The following is a 21,350-nucleotide window of genomic DNA, read 5'->3' on the forward strand; positions in this document are numbered from 1 at the left end:
CCTTCGTGAAGGCGACAAAAGTCCGCAGGAGTCGAGAGTCGGTGCGTTCGAGGTGGTCGAAGCCGCGAGCGGCTTACTGGCCCCAGTTGGCAACCGTGCGCGGGCGCTCGGAGACGGGAGCCACGTCGATCGGTTCGTCGGCCGCCGCGCGCGCTTCGAGGGCCGCCTTCGTGGAGGCGAGCGTCGAGAAGTAGGTGACCTCCTCTTCGACGCATTCGGTCAGAATCGCGCGGTCACGCGAGACCACGAAGTCGAGTTCGCCCTCGCGGAGCGCGCCGACGAGGTCGTCGAGGTCGCCGGGTGTGACCACGTCGTAGTACTCGGCGAACGCGTCGAGGAGTGCCTGTCCCTCCTCGGTGTCGGCGTCTGGGAACTCCTCGTCCGAGAGGTCCACGAGCACCGTTCCGGCCTCTGGAATCGGGTCGTTCGCGGCGGCCTGTGCCTTCTCGTAGGCCTTGGCGAACGTCGTCGCCGTCCCCATGACCTCACCCGTGGACTTCATCTCCGGGCCGAGACGCGGGTCCGAACCCGGCAGGCGGTCGAACGGGAGGACGACCTCTTTGACCGAGACCTGCTCTGGAATCTGTTCTTCGATTTCGAGTTCGTCCAGCGTCTGGCCGGCCATGACCTTCGCGGCGAGCTTTGCGATTGGGACGCCCGTCGCCTTCGAGACGAACGGAACGGTACGCGAAGAGCGCGGGTTGGCTTCGAGGACGTACACGTCGCTCTCCCCGTCGTCGTTCTGCTTGACGGCGAGTTGGACGTTCATCAGGCCGACCGTTTCGAGCGCCGTGGCGATTTCTTCGGTGACTTCGCGGACGCGAGCCATCGTCTCGGCGTCGAGCGAGCGCGGCGGAATCATACACGCGGAGTCGCCGGAGTGAATCCCGGCGGCCTCGACGTGTTCCATCACGCCGCCGATGAGGACGCGTTCGCCGTCACACACCGCGTCCACGTCGAGTTCGACGCCGTCGGCGAGGAACTGGTCGATGAGAATCGGCTTGTCTGGCGAGACGCGCACCGCCTCCTCGATGTACTCTTTCAACTCCTCGTCGGAGTGGACCACGTCCATCGCGCGGCCGCCGAGGACGTACGAGGGGCGGACGAGCACCGGGTAGCCGAGGTCGTTGGCGAGTTCGAGCGCCTCTTCCTCGCTGGTCGCCGAGCCGCCTTCCGGTTGAAGGATGTCGAGGTCGTCCATGAGGCGGTTGAAGCGGTCGCGGTCCTCCGCGAGGTCCATCGCGTCCACGCTGGTGCCGAGGATTTCGCACTCGACGCCGCGGCGCTTGAGTTCGGCTTCGAGTCCGTGACCGATGTTGACCGAGGTCTGGCCGCCGAACTGGACCATCACGCCGTCGGCGTCGATGGCCTCGATGACGTCCGCGACCTCTTCGGCCGTGATCGGCTCGAAGAACAGTCCGTCGGAGGTGTCGTAGTCCGTCGAGACGGTCTCGGGGTTGTTGTTGACGACGTGCGCGTCGATGCCTTCGTCGCGGAGTGCTTGGACGGCGTGGACCGCACAGTAGTCGAACTCGACGCCCTGCCCGATGCGAATCGGGCCGCCGCCGACCACGACGACGCTCTCCATGTCGCGGTCCACGCGGAGTTCGTTGCCCGCGGCGTCGCCCTCGAAGGGACCGCGGAAGAACTCGGGTTTGCGCGAGGAGTAGTAGTACGGCGTCTGTGCGGCGAACTCGCCGGCGCAGGTGTCTACCTGTTTGTACACGCGCCCGGGGACGTTCTGTTCGACGGTATCGACGGTTTCGCCGGTCTCCTCGGCGATAGAGGCGTTCGTGTGGCCTGCGGAGGCGGCCGCGGCGAAGTCACCCTCGGCGGCGTCCTCGACCGACTCGACGACGCGGGAGAAGCGTTCGACGTACCACTCGTGGATGTCGGTGAGTTCGACGACTTCTTCGACCGAGTAGCCGCGTTCGAACGCCTCGAACATGGCGTACGGACGGTCGGGCGTCGGCTTGACGAGGTACTCTGCTTCGAGTTCGTCGTCGGATACCTCGTCCCAGTCGGCGGCGGGGTCGTACTCGGAGGAGCGAAGCGCCTTGAGGAGCGACTCTTCGAAGGTCCGGCCGATTGCCATCGCCTCGCCGGTGGACTTCATCGCCGTGGAGAGTTCGAAGTCCACGTCGCCGAACTTGTCCTTGGGCCAGCGCGGTACCTTCGTCACGACGTAGTCGATTGCGGGTTCGAACGCCGCCGTCGTCTCGCCGGTAATCTCGTTCGTAATCTCGTGGAGGCGCTTGCCGAGGGCGACTTTCGCGGTCACGCGGGCGATTGGGTAGCCAGTCGCCTTGGAGGCGAGCGCCGAGGAGCGCGAGACGCGCGGGTTCACCTCGACGACGCGGTACTCCCCGCCGGGGGTGCCGTCGTCGTGCCACGCGAACTGGATGTTACACCCGCCCTGAATCCCGAGTTCGCGGATGACTTCGAGGGCGGCGTTGCGCATCTCCTGGTGCCCCTCGTCGGGGATGACCTGCGACGGGGTGACGACGGTGGACTCGCCGGTGTGAATCCCCATCGGGTCGATGTTCTCCATGTTGCAGATGATGATACACGAGTCGTCGGCGTCGCGCATCACCTCGTATTCGAGTTCGACCCAGCCGGCGATGGACTCGGTGATGAGCACCTCGTTGTTGCGCGAGAGGCGAAGCCCCTTGCGAACGCGGGCGAGGAGTTCGTCCATCTCGTGGACGACGCCGGAGCCGGAGCCGCCGAGCGTGTAGGTCGTCCGCGAGATGACGGGGAGACCGCCGACGGAATCGACGGCTTTCTCGACGCGTTCTGTGAGCGCCTCTTCGGTGATGTTCGAGACGTGTTCGCCGTCTTCGAGTACGATGGTGGTCGAACGGGGGACGGGTTGGCCGATTTTCCGCATGCGCTCGCGGAACAGGTCGCGGTCTTCGGTCGCGTAGATGGTATCGAGCGGCGTCCCCATGATTTCCACGTCGTACTCTTCGAGGACGCCCTCTTCGGCCAGTTCTGCGGTGACGTTCAATCCCGTCTGGCCACCGAGTCCCGCAATCACGCCGTCTGGGCGCTCCTTGCGGATGATTTCGGCGATGGCTTCGGTGTTGATGGGTTCGATGTACACCTTGTCGGCCATCTCCGGGTCCGTCATGATGGTCGCGGGATTGGAGTTGACGAGGACGACTCGTGCCCCTTCCTCTCGTAGGGCGCGGCAGGCCTGCGCGCCGGAGTAGTCGAATTCCGCCGCCTGTCCTATCTGGATTGGGCCACTTCCGATGAGCAAAATAGTCCGGTCGTCGGCGTCTGCCGGTGTGCCGGGGTGGGTGTCCTCGTCGGTCATCGTCGGTTTTGAGTCCGTACATCGTAATAAGTCCGGCGAAAAATTACGAGGTCCGAAATCGAATTACGATTTTCGAAAAGTGGCTGAACCGTCGAATACTCACCCGAGCAAGGCTTTTGAAGCGATTCCGAGTAGACACGAGGCATGCTCCCCGTCTTTACGACGCCACCACCGCTCGGTTCGGGTGACGAAATCGCCGTCGTCGCACCGTCGCGTCCAATCGAGGAGTCGAAGCTTCAACGCGCGTGCGACAGGCTTCGAGAGACGTTCTCGCTCGACCCGGTCATCTTCGAGACGGCGACGAAAGACTGGGAGTGGCTCCGCGACAATCCCGAGGCACGCGCGGAGGACATCATGCGCGCGTTCGAAGACCCGGCGGTTCGGGGCGTCGTCGCTGTGACCGGCGGCGACGACCAACTTCGCGTACTCAAGCACCTCGACCCCGACCGACTCACGTCGTCGCCGACGCGCTTCTACGGCTTCAGCGACAACGACAACCTCCGGCTGTTCCTGTGGAAACACGGCATCGTCAGCTACGGCGCGGTCCTCCATCCGACGGTGACGGTGGACCCAGAACTCCACCCGTACACCGAGCGCTACCTCCGACGCGCCTTCTTCGAGGAGTCACTGGGCGTGGTCGAACCGTCGCCGGAGTGGGCCGACGAGTGGTTCGACTTCGAGACGGGAGACCCGCGCGAGTGGCGCGAGAACGACGGTCGAACGTGGCGGGGTGAAGAGACCGTCACCGGGCGCGTGTGGGGCGGGTGTTTCTCCATCGTCAAGTGGCACCTCCAGACCGAGCGCTATCTCCCCGACCCCGGCGACCTCGACGGCGCGGTTTTGGCGCTCGAGACGTCGGAAGACGTTCCGCTCCCGCGCGAGGTCCGGTATACGCTCCGGGCGATGGGTGAACGCGGGTTGCTCGGACGGTTCTCTGGTGTCGTGGTCGGCCGGCCGCAGACACACTCACCGGGACTGGAGTGGAATCCGGGAGACGACTACCGCGAGCAGTTGCGAGACGAAATCTGTGCCGCGCTCGACGAATACAATCCCGACGCCACCGCAGTGTTCGACGTGGAGTTCGGCCACTGCTCGCCGATTGCGCCGCTGCCGCTCGGAGCGAAGGTGACGCTGGACCCGACGGTCAGACGGATTCGATTCCAGTAATTCGGTCGCAGGAGGGTCGTCTCGGGAGAACCGGTCGCAGTAGGGTCGTCTCGGGAGAACCGGTCGCAGTAGAATCGGTCTCAGTGAAATTGGTCGCGGTGGAGGGCGCTCGCCTCCGGTCTCACATGTACGGTTCGGGGTCGAGGTCGCGTTGGGCGCGGTAGGTCTCGACGAACTCGCTCACGTCGAATTCGAGCATCTGGCGTTCGAACTCGGAGACGGCGACTTCGTCGTCGGCGTGGCTCACGGCGTGTTCCATGAGTTCGACGACGAGTTCGACGATTATCTCGTGGAGCCTTCGAGAATCGAAATCGGTCACCCAGACGATACCCGCGCCGATTTCGCCGTCGTCAGAGACGTCTTCGGAGACGACCGACTGCGGGAACTCTTCGAGGACGAGTCCCATGAGGTGTGCCGTCCCGAACTCGGGCATATCTTCGCTGGTCGTCTCGATGGCCTCGCGGAGAACTTCGAGGAGGAACTCGGGTAAGAATCGGTCCGCGGGATGAACGTCCATCACGACCGCGTGCGTGTCGCCACAGGGGCAGTCGAACTCTCGACGGCCGAGGTCGAGCGTTCGGACGCGCTTTTCCTCGCCGCAGGGCAGGTCCACGACGGCCCCGCGACCGCCGGGGACGCTCGGTTCAGACATAGTGAGGGGTTGCGGTTCTCATCGTTTAAACGTCGCGTTCTCGGGAGTCACGTGCGGAAAGTAGAACAGTGTCGTTCGAGTGTGGTTCGGATGGTGTTCGAATCGATGGTTCGAGCGCGTGGTTCAGCGACGGGCGGTGACGTAGAGCAGCGGTCCGGCGATGAGCAGCACGATACCGAGGAAGAGGTAGTGCGGCTTGGCGATCGCCACGGGCGTCAGGAGGAAGATAAGCCCGAAGACGATGGTGTTGATGCCGATGATACGCTGGGACTTCAGCGGGAGCGCCCCGACCGTCGATAGGATGAACACGAACAACAGCGCCTGCCCGATGTTGTAGTTCAGCAGGAAGCTGTCGATGAGCTGAAGCGGAAGCATTCTTGTTCTCCGGTCGGTGCGAATCGACTATCAAAGTTCCGTTATTCTCGTTCGCCTTCGGGGCGACCCGTGACACCGCCAGCGTGGGGTCGCTCAGAACGACACGTCCGGTCGCCCACAACGACACGTCCGGTCGTGAGCTAGAACTGCTGGTCTTCGGGACCCGTGATGTCCATGGGTCGAAGCCAGCCGTACCAGACGACGACGACCATTCCCGCGTACCCGAGGACGAACACGAGCATCCCGAGGTCGGTGTAGCCCGCCTCGCCGAGGAATCTGCGGAGGAGTCCCGGCACGATGATGCCGCCCGTCACGACGGCGATGAGGAGCAACCGACTCCGCGTGAGTAGCGAATCCTGCGTGTTGGCCATGTCTCCGTCTCGGAGGCGAATCGACGTGAATCACACGGTTCGACCTGCGTGTCGAGAGAATCGCGGACGAACCTCGGACGAACCTCAGACGAACCTCGATCGAGGGCAGAAAACTGCTGGACAGTGCCCACCCAAAGCATATATCACCACCCCGCGGACGGATTTTATGAACCTCCATTCTCTGCCCGAGAGCCACCGCGAAGCGTACCGCGACGTGCTCGGTTACGCGTTTCGACCCGAGAGCGGTCCCGACTGGGACCACTCGGACCACCCCGACCCGGACATCTATCACCCGTACGGATTCTACGACGCGCCGCCCGACGCCGACCCCGACGACCTCTCGACAGAGGACCTGTTGACGGTGTGTGCGTACTACGACTTCAGCGCACGCGTCCGCGACGAGTGGCATCCCCTCCCCGGAATCACGGCGGTCGCCTCGCCGCCCGAACTGCGACGACAGGGCCACATCTCCGAGATGTTCGACCAGTTGCTCGTCGAACTACGCGAGTCGGGTCGCTATCTCTCGGCGCTCTGGCCGTTCGAATACGAGTTCTATCGCCGCTTCGGGTGGGCGACCTCGAACAACTACGCGCAGACGAAAATCAGCCCCGACGACCTCGCCGACGTGGTGCCCGACCCAGATGGCGAGTTCGTCCGCCTCGAAGCGGACGACTGGGAGCGCGTGGACGGACTCTACCGGACGGCCTCGACGGAGGACCTCGCGCTCGACCCGACCGAAGGCTGGTGGCGCTATCGCGTCTTCCGAGGCTGGGAGAGCGACCCCTACGTCTACGGGTGGGAGAGAGACGGCGAACTCCGCGGCAACCTCATCTTCCGAATCGAGGGTGACTGGGACAGCAGAAGCATGACCGTCGTGGCACTCGTCGCCGTCGATAGCGAGGCGCGCGGGCACCTGCTCCGGTTCCTCCGGGATCACGACTCACAGGTGGACGAGATTACCATCGGCAGGGAACACGAGTCCACACGGCTCATCGACGACCTGCCCGACCCGCGAGCCGCGACCGTCGAAATCAAGCCCGGTCCGATGGTCCGTATCGTAGACGTGCAGGCGGCGCTCGAAGCCGTGTCGCTGGACGAGACGACGACCGATTCGCTCGTCATCGACGTGACCGACGACCGCTGTGCGTGGAACGACCAGACGCTCCGTCTCGACGTGGACGCCGGTTCGACGACGGTCACACAGACCGACGCAGACGCGGACGCGACCGTCGAAATCGGCGCGCTCTCGCAACTGCTCGTCGGTGCGCGAACCGCAGAATCGCTGTCGCGGACGGCGTACCTTTCCGCGCACACAGCGGGTGCACTCGATACGTTGGATTCGGTATTCACCCAGCGCGACGTGTACCTCCGAGAAGGGTTCTAATCGAGAGCCAGCGACTCCTCTCGACCGTGATTTTTCGAAACGGCGAAGAAGAGAAGCGACTGAACCGACCGGCGGTTACAGCCGTTTGACCATCAGTCTCAGGCGACTCTGTACCCGAGTTCGTCGAGGATGTCGCGGGCGCGCTCGACGTGATTTCCCTGTAACTCGATTTCGTTATCGACCACCGTGCCGCCGCAGGCGAGTCGGCGCTTGAGTTCGGAGGCGAGTTCCTTCAACTCCGAGCGGTCCGCCTCGAACCCCGAGACGACGGTCATTGGTTTGCCGTACCGACGGGTGTCTTTGCGAATCGAGAGCGTCTGTCCGACCTTCTCCAAGTCGGCGTCGATGCCGAGTTCTTCGGGAAGGCCCGTGATGGATGCGAAGTCTTTCTTCTTCTTTTCCACGTTCGAGAGAGGGGCTACACGCGTAAGTGGTTATCTCCGATGGTCACGCGGCGCGCACACTCACAATGGTAAAACGATTGTCGCCGCGAAGGGCATCGCGGCGAGGGGGTTGATGATGACCACGCGAGTGGCCGTATGAAAACTGAAACTGAATCTCGTGGTTAGTCGCCCGGAGTGTTGCCGCGCTGGTAGCGACCGACCATCTTCCACATCGCCACGTCGAGTTCTTCGCCGTTTGCGGCGGACTCAAGCTGGCGGTACAGTTGTTCGGAGACGTCGATGGTTGGCATCACACATCCATATTACCTGTACGGGTTTAATACTACTGGAATACGGAACTGAGTAAATTTGTTCGGAGAACGTTCGAGTCTGGTGTGGGAATCGAAAGACAGCGTCGTGGTTCGTGAAGTTACGAGCGTCGTTCAGAACAGACAGTCACAGAGCGGGATGTGACCAAGAGCGTGCAGATTCAGTTCCACCGTGGCGCGTCGTCGTACGTTTTGAGCGCGAGTTCGCCCGCTTCGAGCGGGTCCACGGGCGTGTCGTGCTCGTCGGCCATGTGCTCCATGACGAGCACGCCGACATCTTCGCGGGAGGAGGCGGTGGTGTCGTAGCCGCATCCAGAGAGACAGGTGAGTTTAAACATTATATGAGTACATAGCCCACAATAGTGATATAGCTTTCTCTACTTTGATGAGGGCTTTTCAGAAATTCTGGTTGAACACTGAGTTTGGAGAGAAGGTTCTGTTTGTTCGTTTGTTTAAACTCGTTTTGTGGGTTGGATGTTTGTTTTTAGATTGTGGGTAGTTGGTACGTCGCGGCGGCGACGAGGCCGCCCCAGACCATAGCGAGTGCGTGGGCGTAGATGTTCGTCGTCGTGCCGTCCGAGACGATCGTGCTCGGAAAGAGCATGTAGACGTAGATTACGAGCAGGGCGACGATGAGCACGACGTTCATAGCGTCGATGGCGATGGGTTTCCATGCCTCGCGCGGGCGCTCGAACCCGACATCGCTCTGGCGGTACATCTCGCCGACCGACAGGACAGCACCCAATCCGGTGAGTCCAATCACTGTCGGTGAAACCGTCCCGGTGTAGATGACCAACAACTCGTTGAGGAACACGAGCACGATGAGAAAGCCTGAGTACCAGACCACGGTGCGCGAGTAGGCCGTGCTGATGAGCGCGAGTAGTGCGACGAACGCGAAGCCACCGAAGCCGGAGACGACGCCCGAGAATCCCCGACTGGTAGTTTGCAGGTCGGGGCCGAACTGGTGGGTGAACACCGCAAACGTCGAGAGTTGGGTGAGCACCGGCACGGCGAGGAGGAGTGCGGCGAAGGTGACGTGGAACCATCGGCGTTCGCCCATGCGGAGACAGAGCATCCACGTGAGAAGCGCCCCGACGGCGTAGCCGCCGAGGTTGTTGTAGAGGTGGGAGTCGGAATTGTGGAAGTACGCCGCCGTGAGCAGTCGCCACGGTTCGGAGAGGTCGAAGGTGAAGACGAACTGGGAGTGGATGGATTGGGGCGTGAGGAAGTGAAGGGCGAGTAAGAGCGGGACTGGGGCGAGAAGCAGGGCTACGTCGCGGGCGAGGTTGGTTTTGGTGTGGGTGAGGGGTGGCACAGGGTCGTTGGCTGGTCGATGGGTGCTAGAATATTGAGTTTTCTTCATGTGAGGATTTGAGTCCTCACAAGATACGACGGAGGTCGATTACGCACCACTTGTCGAAGAATGTACCCGATAAGGTCGTCAGCGACCGCATGAACGTGGGTCTCGATATTTTTGAGAAGCACTACGACCCAGGGACGAACGCGATAAGGTCGAGTAGAGGAGAAGGTATTTGGATAATATTTGAATGCCTCCGTTTCCAAAGTCCACTTTACAAATAAACAATATGTCTTTCAAATGTCGATGAAAATGGCATATTGAATGACAGGGTTCCCAACAACACCCGAATCGCTCGTCAACATCCTCCGGTCATTTTTAATAGATGTCTGGAACTGGGCACTTGACGTAATCTGGGAAAGTATATCCTTCGCACTTTCTCCCCTCTCCCTTTTTGGGAAAATCGGGTTGTTGCTCGGAATTGGCGCGCTTTTACTGGTCGGCATTCAAGCCAGTAGACAAGGCTACGAAGGCCGTGTTTCACAAGCTGTAGCGCTGATGGGATTCGCGTCTGTCCTTCTCATTATCGTTGATTTCCTTCCCTCCGAGGTTCTCAGATGGCTGATGGGATTTGTTGTTCTTGGTATTATCGTAGGAGCCTACAATTTGAAGAGTTACTTCGCGGGAGATACAGAGTCAACAGAATGGTACGATACGTATCGTCGCCTCTTTGGGTCACTCACGCTCGCCTTAATTCTGATAATTCTTGCTCTTCAGTATGTAGTTGGTATCGACTTACCTCTGCTCCCCTGAGTTCGGAATTGCCTGACTCATTGCCACAGCTCATCAAAAACGGAAGACACCGATAAGCCGCGAGAGAGTTGTGGTCGAACTAATCGGGGACAAAGACTTCTCTTCAGGTGTAGTTTCGTCAGAAGTTGGGTGGCCGGGGAGTTTCAGCCCCTAACTCACATCGGCAACGAATCGTTGCCAATGGGAGTGGGCCAACGCGGATTTGAACCGCGGGCCTCCCGGTTATCAGCCGAGCGCTCAACCTGACTGAGCTATTGGCCCAGGTAAGCGCATTCACTCGTTGTGCGCTGTTGATTTTAAGACTTTCTTTTCGGAGGCGCGGTGAGATGTGTTATTGAATGTCTGCGTCGTCACGCGATTTTCCGGCAAGCGAGACAACTCTCTGTGAGGGTCAATCGAGCCAGAAAATCACGAATCGAACGAAAAGTGGGTTATTCGGAGTCCTCGCCGCCGAATCGGTAGGAGTTCGGGTCGGCGTCGTAGACGCCGTCGTCCTGCGGGAACCCGCCGACCCAGACGTTACCGGAGATGAAGCCCTCGGCCTGCTTGTCGAGGTAGGGTTTGACGACGGCGCGCTTGAGCACCTCGCGGATGGGGTAGCGCGTCACCGGGATGGCGAGCAGGAAGCCGATGGTGTCGGTGACGAGACCCGGGGTGAGGAGAAACGCACCCGCGGCGATGAGCAGGCCGCCGTCCATGAGTTCGTTCGTCGGCAACTCGCCGCCGGCGAATTTGGTCTGGAGCGAGCGAAGGGTGTGTCGCCCCTCCGCGCGGACGAGCAGCATGCCGACGAGACCGGTCAGGACGACCAGCGCGACCGTCGGTACGAGATTGATGTACTGCGCGACGACGACGAGCAACAGCGCATCGGAGAGGGGGATGAGGAGCAAGAGCGCGAGCAGTGTGCGCGTACGCATAGCCGACCATACCGGTTCGCGGTGCATAGCCCTTTTGTCCCTGACACGGGCGAACCATCCCGACGAAGCGGAAAATTCCACGCCGTGCACGATGAAAACTGACAGCCGACTGGCCTGCCTCGAAGCGCTTACCCGCGTCCACTGCGCAGAAGGGGGTATGACCGACGAGACGCGCGTCGAGTGGCGTCGATGGGGTGCCGCCGCGTTCGAGGAGGCACGGGCGGCCGACAAGCCGATTCTGCTCTCGCTGACCGCGACGTGGTGTTCGGACTGTCACGAGATGGACGCCGAGACCTACGGCGAACCGCGTATCGCGGCGAACATCAACGACGACTTCGTCCCGATTCGCGTCGATGTGGACCGCCAACCGCGCATCCGCGAGCGATACAACATGGGTGGCTTTCCCTCGACGGTCTTCCTGACGCCCGAGGGACTCCCGATGACGGGCGCGACGTTCATGCGCCCGACGGGGATGCGGCAGGTCATCGAGCGCGTCCGCGAGGTGTGGGACAAGAAAGGAGACGACGCCGGGCGAATGCCGCGGGCGCTCGCGGGCGACAAGCCACCGGCGGGCGAGGTGGCCCCGCGCATCGAAGAACACATCGCCGGGCAGCTCTCGGTCGTCTTCGACGAGCAACACGGTGGATGGGGCGATGCCGCGAAGTTCCCGATGCCGCGGACCATCGAGTTCGCGTTGAAGCGCGACCAGCGACGGGCGCTCCAGACGCTCGATGCAGTGCGCGACAGCCTCTACGACCCGGTCGAAGGCGGCTTCTTCAGATACGCCAGCAAGGCCAACTGGGCCGGGCAGAACCGCGAGAAGACGCTCGAATCCAACGCCGCGCTCCTGCGGGCCTTCGCAAACGGCTATCGGTACACCGGCGAGGAGGCCTATCTCGACCCGGCGCTCGGGACGGCCACGTTCTTGCAGGAGTCGCTCTGGACCGGAACCGGGTTCGGCGGGAGCATGGGTCCGGCAGACGGTACCGACTACTATCTCTTGGACGAAGAGGGGCGCGAAGGTGCGCCCGGCCCGCGCTCCGACCTCACCGTCTACGCCGGCGGCAACGCTCTCGCCGTGGACGCACTGCTCGTCTTGGCGGGTCTCACCGACGACGAAGACGCCCGCAGCGTTGCCCGGCGGACGCTCGGTCGAATCGCCGGAGACCTCGTCGATGACGGCGTCGTGACCCATTTCTCGTCAGGCGGCGGCGCTGGCGAGACGCGCTTGCTCCAAGACCACGCGCGCGTCGTCGCGGCGGCGTGCAGAGCGCGACAGGTCCTCGGCACCGACGGCGTCGGCGGCACGTCGCCGGTCGAACTCGCTCGGTCTGTCGCAGACACCGCAATCGACACCCTGCTCGACGACGGGTCGTTCCTCGACGGTCCCGACTCGGGTGAGGGCTTACTCTCGCACCCGCTGCGACCCATCGACGCCAACGTCGAGATGGCGAACGCGCTGGTGGACCTCGCGGTGCTCACCGGCGACGACTCCTACCGCGAGGTGGCCTCGGACGTCGTGGGGTCCTTCGCTGGCGCGTGGGACCGTATCGGCGTCCAAGTCGCCGAGTACGGGGCCGTCTCGGCGCGCCTCCTCCGCGACCCGCTGGTAATCGAACTCGGCGACGTCGGGTCGGACCTCCACCGCGCCGCGCTTCGCGTCGCGGACCACGAGGCGGTTATCATCCCTGAATCGGGAATCGAAGACGGCCGCGCGCGTGTCAGTAGCGGTGAACAAGAACGTGAAGCAACCACTCCAGAAGAGTTGATGCAGGCCGTTTCGGCGGTAACACCGGACGCGTAGTGCGCTCAGTTCCAACCGGTAACTAGTGTAAACATCCGGTTTGTTTATACCGGAGTGATGAGACGTGCCGCTATGGCCAGTCTTCGAGACCTCGGATTATCTGAGTATGAAGCGCGAGCCTACCGTGCACTCCTCCGCGTCGGTGCGACAACCGCGAAGGAGTTGTCCCGCGCGAGCGACGTTCCGATGGGACGCATCTACGACGTGTTGAACAGCCTCGAACAGTACCACCTCATCCGGAGTCAGGCCGCGAGTCGGCCGAAGAAGTACGTCGCGGTCGAACCCGACACCGCGCTCGACCGACTGCTCGAAAGCAAGCGTGAAGAACTCGAAGAGAAGGCATCGCAGTACGAATCGGTCGTGGACGAACTCGCCGTCGAACTCGACGCCGCAGAGCCGGTTCACGACCAGTTCTGGACCGCCGCGGTCGGTGCCGACGAGACGATAGACCTGCTCATCGAGCGCCTCGCTGCGGCGGACGAGAGCCTCATTATGGTCGCCGGCACGCCCTCGCCACAGTTCGACCTCGGTGCAGTCGGCGATATCGTCCTCGAAGAACTCGAATCGGCGCTCGACCGCGGCGTGGACGTGTCGTTGCTCATGTCGCCTGACCTCGTCGAGAGCCTCCCGGAACGCGTCGGCCAGCAGTACGTCGATACGCTCGCCGACCACCCCGGCTTCCACGTCCGAACCGCGGAGAACGTCACTGGCGTGTTCAACCTCATCGACGGTGTCGAAGTGTGTATCGAGGTTCCGAATCCGATGGACCCCGGACAAGCCTTCGCACTCATCGACCTGAAAGACCCAGAGTTCGCGGCGAACCTGCGAGAAACGTTTAATCCGCGCTGGGAAGCCGCAGTGCCGCTGTCGTTCTAGTTCTCTCCGGGCTGTCGCTCTAGTTTTCGACTTCGGCGCGGAGTTGCCCGAGCGTCACTTCTCGTTCGGCGTGGGCGTTGTGCTGGTGAATCGATTCGTCGTTCGACTGCTTCATGTGGACGACGGTGTCGTCGGCGAGGTGGTCGAGGTTTTCGACCACGGATTCGGCCATCGAGCGGACGCAGTCTTCGACGAACTTCGCGTCGGCGTGGGCGTGGTACGTCATGTGGTCCTCGTCCGGCCGCTTTGCGAGGTTGTAGATACGCGCCGACATGGAGTCGCGGGCCATCTCGACGAGGTCCATCAGGTCCACGTCGGGCGAGCCTTCGGTTTCGACGGTGAGCGTGGCGTGGCCACGCTGGGAGTGGCCCGGTTGTGGGACCTGTCTGAGGAACTCCTCGATGGTGTCTTCATCGACGCTGAGGTCGTGTAACACGTCGCGGGCACGGGATTCGGACATGCCCTGCGAGCAGGGACAGACCGTCATACCGACGACTTCGGCACCGATTTCTTCGCGGGTGCCTTGGTCGGTGGCTGTCGCGCTGGCGATGATTTGAATCGTACTCTGCGTGGAAAGCCCGCTCGCGGGGGTGTCCTCGCGGACGACGAGTTCGGCCGTCATTCGGACGTCGGCCGTCGAGGTGTACTCGTGTTTTGCGAGGAGTCGTTCGGCGGCGTCGCCACACATATCTTCGACGCGGTAGGCGGGTTCTTCGACGGCGGCTTCGAGAACCTCGTCGATGACCTGCATATTTCTGCTCATGTCGATTCCCTTGCGGCCGCCGGGGAGGTCCACGAAGACTTCGAAATCCGCCATCAGGACCAACGGGCGCTTGTCGCCTCGGGCAATCTTGACGAGCTTCTCGACGCCAGTGACGCCGACCTGGCTCAAACCGACGGACACGTCTGGTTGAGAGGCCTGAACGTCAGGCAACTGGTGACTCATCGCTGGTTGGAAAGGGCTGTTGCTGATTAGTGCTTTCGATAGGGAACAGAATCACTGGAAGAAGCCTTATTACTGCCGACACCAACGACTACGGCCAGTCGTCGCGGCCGTCGTCTTCGAACGGGTCTTCGACTGGCTCTCGGTCACCAGCGAGTTCCCACTCGGCGGCCGCCGCAGCGTCTTCGACCGGGAGGAACTCCCACCCCGTCTCCTCGGCGAGTTCGCGGTCCTCGTCGGTCGTCCCGACGAAGACGTGCCGGTCGGTGTCGAACTGACGCATCACGTTTTCGAGGCTCTCTTTGACGCCGCGTGGACCCGAGAAGAAGTCTTGGCGGATTCGCTCTTTGCGCGTGAAGTTCGTCACGACGTACGTCGGCTTCTCGCTGACGACACCGACGTACTTCGTCCACGTTCGTGCGTCGCTAAACGCCGCGTTCGGGTCGCCGAGGCGCTTGAGCGCCTCGAGTTCGAAAGCGAGCGTCATCGTCCCTTGACCGCCCTCAGCAGACATGTGCGGGAATTGGTGACGAGACGTGGAAAACCACTTCGGTCCTCGTCGGGGAAGAGCGTTCCCCGCCAGCACCGACCGAGCGTTCGCTCGGGGAGGGGCGAGCGGCGAGAGAAGGACTTACCGGACGAGGAGGTACTCGGTGAAGACGACGACGTCACCGCGAGCGAGGCCCGTAGACTCCGTCTCGAGGTCGAGGTCGAGGTGGCCAGACACCGACCCATCGACGATGGCCTGCTGGGTGCGGTCACTCAACTGGTCGAAGTGATGAACGCGCGTATCCGGAGAAACGTCCGAGATGGGAACGACAGAAGGGGCGACTGCGAGGTCCGTAACCGAAGCTGACGATTCGTCCTTTAGTGACATGTGTTATCACATACCACCAAGCCACATAAACCTTCGTGATATTCGACGGGTGTACCCGCCGCTGTCTGTGAACGTTCGGTCGTCTATCGCGTTGAGAAAACCGGCGTCGGGCGTGACGCCAAAGAGAGATTACTGCTCTGCTGCCGCGCCTTCGAGGTCGTCGAGTTCGAACTGCTGTTTCATCAGCACGTCCGTCTGTCCGGAGATATCGACCTGTTCGCGCATGAGCTTCTTGTACTTCGTCTGGGGCGAGAGGTCGCCGATGAGGACGCCGCCGACGATTTTGCCGTCCTTGATGGCGAGACGCCGCCACTCGGTGTCGGAGTACTTCGCTTCGACCGACTCGTCGCCGAGGGTCGGGTGACCGAACGAGAGGAACGGGAAGTCGAAGTGCGTAATCGAATACGAGGAGACCCAGCGGAACTCTTCGCTCTCGTACTCGACCATGTTCTTGGCCGCGATGGTGCCCTGCTCTTTCGCCGACCCCCACGCGCCGTTCTGGGCGCGCTCGCCGAGGATGACGTCGTGGAACTCGGTGATGTCGCCCGCGGCGAAGATGTCGTCGTGGTTCGTCTTCATGAACTCATCGACGTGGATACCGGTGTCGTACTCGATGTCCGTGCCGTCGAGGATTTCGGTGTTGAAGTTCAGACCGATGGCGATGCCGACGAAGTCCGCGGGGTAGCGGTCGCCGTTGGGGTCGATAGCGGCCGTAACCTGGCCGTCGTCGTCCATCTCGAAGTGGTCTACACCGGAGTCGAAGACGGGTTCGACGTTGCGCTCGCGGAGCGCGTTGTGGATAATCTCTGCTCCTTCTTGGGAGAGCGCGTAGCGCCACCACGCCTTGCCGCGCATCAGGTACTTGCCTTCGACGTCCTGTGCGGCCGTAATCGCCGCGAGGTCGATGCCGAGCAGGCCCGCGCCGATGACGACGGAGTTGTCTGCTTGTTCGATGTGTTCTTTGATGTCGCGCGCGTCCTGGAACGTCCAGAAGTGGTGGATTCCCTCCGCGTCGGAGTTCTCGACGGGGAGTTGGGTCGGGGTGCCGCCGATGGCGAGAAGGAGTTTGTCGTAGGAGTATTCCGAGCCGTCGTGTGCGGTGACGGTGTGCGCCTCGGGGTCGATGTTCGTGACGAGCGTGTTGAGAACGAGGTCAACGTCGCGGTCGTCGTACCACGATTCGTCGTGGATGGAGATGGGCGCTTCGGGCAGTTTACCCTTGGCGAATTCTTTGATCAGAATACGATTATAGAGGGGTTCGCCCTCGTCTGTGAGGATGGTGATGTTCGCATCGGGTTCCAGCTCGCGGAGGGTCTCAGCCGCGGAAGCCCCCGCGACGCCGTCACCGACGATCACGTACGACTGGCTCATAACCCGACGTTTGCATTCGGGGTTAATGTGGATTGCTATCTCCCTCATTATTATACCGAAGACGGAAAAACGCGCAGAGAAGCCCGAGAGAGGTGACTGAGTCGGGTTAACGGTCGTCTTCGGTGTCGTCGGGGCGACCACCGTCGGTCATCCGGCGGGGCGTCGCATCGGGAAGGGCGTCTCCGGTGGGACCGCCGCGAACACGGCGGAGGAGGGTGCGAGCGTCAGCGGGGACGCCAGTTCTGACGATGGCGAGCAGACCGGCGCGGAGTGCGACCACCGCGACGACGAAGCCGACTGGCCAGCCAGCGAACACCGCGAGGAGTCCGAGACCGGGAGCGAGCGGGGCGACGAGCGTCGCGGCCACCGCAGCGGCGACGATGCCCACGACCGCGGCGACGGTGAGCACAACCGTGTTTGCGAGCGTTCCGAGACCGTGTGGAGCGGGGTCGAGCGGGTCCGGAAGTCCGAGGTAGTTGGTGTGGGTCATGTCTTTGTCCTCATCTCTACAGATGGGCTATGACCCTAAAAGGGTAAGCAGAATGATATTTTTGTAAGCCCACTTACCGGAGCGGATTTATGCAAATTAATAGACAGTTTCGACGGTCGAATCGACGCACTGGAGCGACTCGTCGAGTTCGACGGTCAGTTCCTCGTCCTCGTGGCGGATGGTGACCTCGATTCGCCACGGGTCGGTATCGACGACGGTGAGCGCGTCGTCGCCGACGACCCACGGGAAGTGCCAAAAGCGCGTCCCGCACACGTCGTCGCCGCGCGCGGAGAGGAACGAGAGGACGGCCGACTCGTCCAACAGGACCAGCCCGATGGGAGAGACGACGGTGTACGCGCACTGCGAGCAGCGGTGGCTCACGACCACGTCGAGGTCGAACGGGGCCGTCTCCGAGGAGAGCAAGGTTTCGGTCGTGCCGCCGCACTCCGGGCAGACGCCGTCGGCGGCGAGGCAGTGGAGGTGGCGAACGCGTTGGTCGAACGCCGAGAGAAGGTCCTCGGGCGACCGGCCGTCGAGGCCGCCCGGCGGGAACTCCTCGTGCGCGTGAATTCGACCACACGCATCGCAGGTGAGCGTCAGGCGTTCGTCCTGATAGGTGGCGACGAGGTCGCCGTCACAGGAGACACACGAGCCGGAGGCGACGAAAGGTTCGACCACCGGGTCTTCGTTGAACGTGCCAGCGAGAACGGCGCGGACGACTTTCTCGCCCGCGAGACGGAAGTCGTAGCCCTCGTCGGTCTTCTTGACGAACTGGCCGCGGAGTTTGCCGAGATGGTAGTTGAAACGGGCGCTGTCGTCCACGCCGACGCGGCGGCGGAGTTCGGAGAACGGAACCGGTCGGTCCTCGGAGTCCCACAGCGCTTCGAGAATCGCCAATCGCGTCTCGTCGGCGACGATGGAGAAGGCCTCGGCGGGCGCGAGACACTCCTCGCAGTCGAGAATCGACCGCTTTCGAGCCGAAACGGAGTCACTCATGATTCAATCCACGTACACGAGAATAATAAACGGAGTAGTAAAATCTCCTTTTGTCCAATTCCATACACGTGCCCTTTAGGTGCTTTCGACCCGAAGCCGACGACGGAATGAAGCTTCGGCAGAACATCCGCCACTTCGCGGCGAAGAAAGCACTCACGATGCCGGTCGTCGGCGATATCGCCACAGAAAAGCTGGTGGACCTGCACGTCCGCATCTTCGGCGAGCGCGCCGACCCGGACCACAGAGAAGAACGCGAAGCCCACATGGAGGCGTTTTTCGACTGCACGTTCGACACCTACGTCGCCGCGCTCGAATCCGGCTTCCCGGAGGCAGAGGCCCGCGAAATCACCCACATCCAGTCGAACTTCGACTTCTACAACCACGGCTGGACCGAGATGATGGAGTTCCCCGTCGATGAACTCGAAACGCACTACGAGCGCTACGAGGCGTTCTTCTCGCGCTACAACATCGACATCGCCAACCCGCTCGGCGACTTCGAGACTATCGACATCCCCGAAGCCCCCACGACGATGGAGAAACTCGACGACCCCGAGCACCCCCACGCCGAGGGTGGGTTCGCCGACGACGCCTACGTCGAAGACGCCGAAGGCAACCTCAACGTCGGCGGGAAAGAAGAGCCGGAGAGCGTCGATTTGAACGCCGCGCCCGGGATGCAGGACGTAGAGGACGAAGAAGCGGCCTGAGAGAAGAAGCGGCCTGAGGAGAGAAACGGCCTGAGGAGAGAAACGGCCCGAGAAAATCCGATTTCAGTCGTCGCCCGGAACTGGCCGTCCAGTCTCGACGACGCTCTCTTTCCACGTCCCGCGGGTGAACCACGCGAACGCGAGGAGCGCCGCGGCGACGTTCGAGAAGGCGATGCCGTACCAGACGCCGGTCGGTCCCATCCCGAAGAACTGGACGAGGACGAACGCGGCGGGAATCCGAAGCACCCACAGCGAGACGAGCGAGAACGCCATCGCCGTGCGAGTCGAGCCACTGCCGCGGAACCCGCCGTTGACGACGTTGAACGCCCCGAGGAACAGGAACGTCGGGCCGACGATGGTGAGGTAGTCGATACCGACCGAGATGACGGCTTCCTCGCCGGGGATGAACACCGCGACGATGGGACCGGCGAAGAAGTACGCGACGGCCGAGACGAAGACCAGGACCGCCGAGATGAGACCGACCGCCCAGAAGACGGCGCGCTCTGCGCGGTCCGCCCGGTCGGCACCGAGGTTCTGGCCGACCACCGTGGACGTACCCTGCGCCAATCCGATTGCGGGCAGGAACACGAGCGAGGTCAGGCGGTTGCCGATACCGAATGCGGCGACGGCGATTTCGGTGTTCACGCCGACGGCGTTGACGGCGGCGTAGGCGACGAGCGCGGTCAGCGCCGTCACACCCAGTGCGCGCGTCGATTGCTCGATGCTCGACGGCGCGCCGATTTGGACGATTTTCTCGACCGTCTCGCGCTCGGGGAGCAGGTCGCGCGGCGAGAGGTCGATGCCGACGCGCCCCGAGAGGAGGAGCCAGAAGCCGACGAGCGCGCCGACGCCGCGAGAGAACACCGTCGCAATCGCGGCACCCTGCACGCCGAATCCGGTGAAGCCGGTCGCGGCAAACAGCGAGTTGCCGAGCGCGCTCAGGCCGAGCACCCCGAAGATGGGGTTCGAGTCGAACCCGAGGATGAGAAAGGGGTCGAGGACGACGTTGATGACGACGCCGAAGGCCATCAGGTACATCGGGGTCCTCGTGTCGCCCCAGCCACGGAGCAGGGCTTGGAAGATGAAGAAGCCGAACATGAACGAGACGCCGAGGAAGATGGTTCTCGTGTACTCGACCGAGAGTTGGTGGACTTCCGTCCCCGGCGTCGTCCCGATGAGCGGGAGGAGAATCGGCGTGACGAGGTAGCCGATAGCCGCGAAGATCGCTGATAAGAGAATCACGAACCCGAGGGTCTGACCGGCGACGTGGTCCACTTCGTCGTGGTTGCCCGCGCCCTTGTTCTGGGCGACGAGCACCGTCCCGGCGACGGTGAAGCCGCCACCGAACGAAATCATGAGGAAGACGAGCGGCCACGAAAAGGACAGCGCTGAGACGGCCTCGGAGCCGACGCGACCCACCCAGAAGGTATCGGCGAGGTTGTAGGCGACCTGCATTATCTGCGAGAGGACGATGGGTAACGACAGCACCAACATCGGCTTGACGAGGCCGCCATCGACGAGGTTCACGTCGCGCGTCTTCGCGCTCATCGGTCCTCCGTCAGCAGGTCGGAGAGGACGAACTTGTCGATGGCGGTGCGAACTTCGGTCGGCACGTCGCGCGGATGAATCGCCGACTCGTCGTCGGTCGCCTCGGAGAGGACGACTCGCTGGAGGCGCGCGCCGTCGAGTGCGGCGAACAACAGTGCAGTCATCCGGTCGGGATCCACCTCGCGGAAGACGCCCCGTTCGATACCGTCGCGGATAATCGCCGAGATTCGCTCGCGGATGACGCGCTCGTTCTTCGCAATCTGCTCGCGGTAGGCCTCGTCGTAGGGCGCTTGCGTCCGCAACTCCATCAGCGCGAGACCGAAGGTGTCGTACTCGTCGTCGTCGCCGTCGCCACCGTCGTTGGGGACCATCTTGTCGAGCAGATACCGAAGTCGCTCGTCGGGCGCGTCACCCTCGGTCGCATCGACTTTCGCGTCGAAGCGCTCCATCAGGTGCCGGAGAAACGCGAGGAGCAAGTCGTGTTTCGTGCCGTAGTGGTAGTGGAGGAGCGACTTGCTCTTTCCCGCCTCGTCGGCGATTCGTTGCATCGTCAGGTTGGCGTACCCCTCGGCGCACAGCGCCCGATAGGTCGCCTCCATCAGCGTCTCGTGGACCTCGTCGGGGACCGACTGGTCGGAGGGTGATTCCGCACTCACTAACTGACCAGTCAGTCAGTGGCGTAAAAAGCGATTGTGGTCGGCTGACCGTTTGCCGGAAAGCGTGCGTGAGAA

Annotated in this window: 23 protein-coding genes and 1 tRNA gene; 6 read left to right on the forward strand and 18 right to left on the reverse strand. The window is 62.5% G+C overall.

What is annotated here, in order from left to right; genetic code table 11:
* Positions 1–73: 73 nt before the first annotated feature.
* A complete protein-coding gene (carB, locus tag ACFQJC_RS03040) occupies positions 74–3,322 on the reverse strand; it encodes a carbamoyl-phosphate synthase large subunit (RefSeq protein ID WP_390221774.1) in 3,249 nt (1,082 codons plus the stop codon).
* A 144-nt stretch (positions 3,323–3,466) separates the two neighbouring features.
* Between carB and ACFQJC_RS03045 the strand changes: the two genes are divergently transcribed.
* Positions 3,467–4,489 (forward strand): S66 family peptidase, encoded by a 1,023-nt coding sequence (locus ACFQJC_RS03045; protein ID WP_390221775.1) that lies wholly within the window; start codon positions 3,467–3,469, stop codon positions 4,487–4,489.
* Between the two features lie 121 nt (positions 4,490–4,610).
* Here the strand turns inward: ACFQJC_RS03045 and ACFQJC_RS03050 are convergent, their stop codons facing one another.
* The 3 genes from ACFQJC_RS03050 to ACFQJC_RS03060 all read right to left on the reverse strand — a co-directional run bounded on the left by ACFQJC_RS03050 (position 4,611) and on the right by ACFQJC_RS03060 (position 5,887).
* Positions 4,611–5,141, reverse strand: a complete 531-nt coding sequence (locus ACFQJC_RS03050; RefSeq protein WP_390221776.1) for a DUF5815 family protein — start codon at positions 5,139–5,141, stop codon at positions 4,611–4,613.
* 123 nt (positions 5,142–5,264) lie between these two features.
* Positions 5,265–5,516 carry a hypothetical protein gene (locus ACFQJC_RS03055; RefSeq protein ID WP_390221778.1) on the reverse strand — a complete coding sequence of 84 codons (252 nt, stop codon included), beginning with the start codon at positions 5,514–5,516 and terminating at the stop codon, positions 5,265–5,267.
* A gap of 140 nt (positions 5,517–5,656) precedes the next feature.
* On the reverse strand, positions 5,657–5,887 hold the full coding sequence (locus ACFQJC_RS03060; protein ID WP_390221779.1) for a hypothetical protein: 231 nt from the start codon (positions 5,885–5,887) through the stop codon (positions 5,657–5,659).
* A gap of 166 nt (positions 5,888–6,053) precedes the next feature.
* Here ACFQJC_RS03060 and ACFQJC_RS03065 point away from each other — a divergent pair, with 166 nt between their 5' ends.
* The gene (locus ACFQJC_RS03065) at positions 6,054–7,271 is read left to right on the forward strand and encodes a GNAT family N-acetyltransferase (RefSeq protein WP_390221780.1); all 1,218 of its coding nucleotides are present in this window, start codon (positions 6,054–6,056) and stop codon (positions 7,269–7,271) included.
* 98 nt (positions 7,272–7,369) lie between these two features.
* Here the strand turns inward: ACFQJC_RS03065 and yciH are convergent, their stop codons facing one another.
* From yciH to ACFQJC_RS03085, 4 genes are all read right to left on the reverse strand, one after another.
* Positions 7,370–7,675 carry a stress response translation initiation inhibitor YciH gene (gene yciH, locus ACFQJC_RS03070; RefSeq protein ID WP_390221781.1) on the reverse strand — a complete coding sequence of 102 codons (306 nt, stop codon included), beginning with the start codon at positions 7,673–7,675 and terminating at the stop codon, positions 7,370–7,372.
* 161 nt (positions 7,676–7,836) lie between these two features.
* On the reverse strand, positions 7,837–7,965 hold the full coding sequence (locus ACFQJC_RS03075; protein ID WP_390221782.1) for a hypothetical protein: 129 nt from the start codon (positions 7,963–7,965) through the stop codon (positions 7,837–7,839).
* Between the two features lie 179 nt (positions 7,966–8,144).
* Positions 8,145–8,321, reverse strand: coding sequence for a DUF1059 domain-containing protein (locus tag ACFQJC_RS03080; protein WP_390221783.1), 177 nt, complete (start codon positions 8,319–8,321; stop codon positions 8,145–8,147).
* A gap of 146 nt (positions 8,322–8,467) precedes the next feature.
* Complete coding sequence (locus ACFQJC_RS03085) at positions 8,468–9,298, reverse strand: hypothetical protein (RefSeq protein WP_390221784.1); 831 nt, start codon at positions 9,296–9,298, stop codon at positions 8,468–8,470.
* A gap of 306 nt (positions 9,299–9,604) precedes the next feature.
* Here ACFQJC_RS03085 and ACFQJC_RS03090 point away from each other — a divergent pair, with 306 nt between their 5' ends.
* Positions 9,605–10,093, forward strand: coding sequence for a hypothetical protein (locus tag ACFQJC_RS03090; protein WP_390221785.1), 489 nt, complete (start codon positions 9,605–9,607; stop codon positions 10,091–10,093).
* A gap of 187 nt (positions 10,094–10,280) precedes the next feature.
* Here ACFQJC_RS03090 and ACFQJC_RS03095 read toward each other — a convergent pair.
* Both ACFQJC_RS03095 and ACFQJC_RS03100 read right to left on the reverse strand, forming a co-directional pair.
* Positions 10,281–10,354 (reverse strand) — tRNA-Ile (locus ACFQJC_RS03095).
* A 170-nt stretch (positions 10,355–10,524) separates the two neighbouring features.
* Positions 10,525–11,010: an FxsA family protein gene (locus tag ACFQJC_RS03100; protein WP_390221786.1), complete on the reverse strand. Its 486-nt coding sequence runs from the start codon at positions 11,008–11,010 to the stop codon at positions 10,525–10,527.
* Between the two features lie 157 nt (positions 11,011–11,167).
* On the opposite strand from ACFQJC_RS03100, the gene ACFQJC_RS03105 reads away from it, so the two are divergent.
* Together ACFQJC_RS03105 and ACFQJC_RS03110 are read left to right on the forward strand one after the other, a co-directional pair.
* On the forward strand, positions 11,168–12,814 hold the full coding sequence (locus ACFQJC_RS03105; RefSeq protein WP_390221787.1) for a DUF255 domain-containing protein: 1,647 nt from the start codon (positions 11,168–11,170) through the stop codon (positions 12,812–12,814).
* Positions 12,815–12,886: 72 nt separating this feature from the next.
* A complete protein-coding gene (locus tag ACFQJC_RS03110; protein WP_390221788.1) occupies positions 12,887–13,690 on the forward strand; it encodes a TrmB family transcriptional regulator in 804 nt (267 codons plus the stop codon).
* Between the two features lie 19 nt (positions 13,691–13,709).
* Here the strand turns inward: ACFQJC_RS03110 and mptA are convergent, their stop codons facing one another.
* The 6 genes from mptA to ACFQJC_RS03140 form a co-directional block, all read right to left on the reverse strand.
* Positions 13,710–14,636, reverse strand: coding sequence for a GTP cyclohydrolase MptA (mptA, locus tag ACFQJC_RS03115; protein ID WP_390221789.1), 927 nt, complete (start codon positions 14,634–14,636; stop codon positions 13,710–13,712).
* Positions 14,637–14,724: 88 nt separating this feature from the next.
* Complete coding sequence (locus ACFQJC_RS03120; RefSeq protein ID WP_390222325.1) at positions 14,725–15,120, reverse strand: DUF7124 domain-containing protein; 396 nt, start codon at positions 15,118–15,120, stop codon at positions 14,725–14,727.
* Between the two features lie 144 nt (positions 15,121–15,264).
* Positions 15,265–15,510 (reverse strand): hypothetical protein, encoded by a 246-nt coding sequence (locus ACFQJC_RS03125; protein WP_390221790.1) that lies wholly within the window; start codon positions 15,508–15,510, stop codon positions 15,265–15,267.
* 129 nt (positions 15,511–15,639) lie between these two features.
* The gene (locus tag ACFQJC_RS03130; protein ID WP_390221791.1) at positions 15,640–16,881 is read right to left on the reverse strand and encodes an NAD(P)/FAD-dependent oxidoreductase; all 1,242 of its coding nucleotides are present in this window, start codon (positions 16,879–16,881) and stop codon (positions 15,640–15,642) included.
* 106 nt (positions 16,882–16,987) lie between these two features.
* The gene (locus tag ACFQJC_RS03135; RefSeq protein WP_390221792.1) at positions 16,988–17,371 is read right to left on the reverse strand and encodes a hypothetical protein; all 384 of its coding nucleotides are present in this window, start codon (positions 17,369–17,371) and stop codon (positions 16,988–16,990) included.
* A 96-nt stretch (positions 17,372–17,467) separates the two neighbouring features.
* Positions 17,468–18,367, reverse strand: coding sequence for a winged helix-turn-helix domain-containing protein (locus ACFQJC_RS03140; protein ID WP_390221793.1), 900 nt, complete (start codon positions 18,365–18,367; stop codon positions 17,468–17,470).
* Positions 18,368–18,474: 107 nt separating this feature from the next.
* Between ACFQJC_RS03140 and ACFQJC_RS03145 the strand changes: the two genes are divergently transcribed.
* Positions 18,475–19,071 (forward strand): DUF6149 family protein, encoded by a 597-nt coding sequence (locus tag ACFQJC_RS03145; protein WP_390221794.1) that lies wholly within the window; start codon positions 18,475–18,477, stop codon positions 19,069–19,071.
* Between the two features lie 63 nt (positions 19,072–19,134).
* Here ACFQJC_RS03145 and ACFQJC_RS03150 read toward each other — a convergent pair whose 3' ends face one another.
* On the reverse strand, positions 19,135–20,619 hold the full coding sequence (locus ACFQJC_RS03150) for an MATE family efflux transporter (RefSeq protein ID WP_390221795.1): 1,485 nt from the start codon (positions 20,617–20,619) through the stop codon (positions 19,135–19,137).
* Positions 20,616–21,275 carry a TetR/AcrR family transcriptional regulator gene (locus ACFQJC_RS03155; protein ID WP_390221796.1) on the reverse strand — a complete coding sequence of 220 codons (660 nt, stop codon included), beginning with the start codon at positions 21,273–21,275 and terminating at the stop codon, positions 20,616–20,618. Before ACFQJC_RS03155 ends, ACFQJC_RS03150 begins: the two co-directional genes overlap by 4 nt.
* Positions 21,276–21,350: the final 75 nt, after the last annotated feature.

Source organism: Haloferax namakaokahaiae (genome assembly GCF_042663225.1).
In the GTDB taxonomy this organism is placed as follows: domain Archaea; phylum Halobacteriota; class Halobacteria; order Halobacteriales; family Haloferacaceae; genus Haloferax; species Haloferax namakaokahaiae.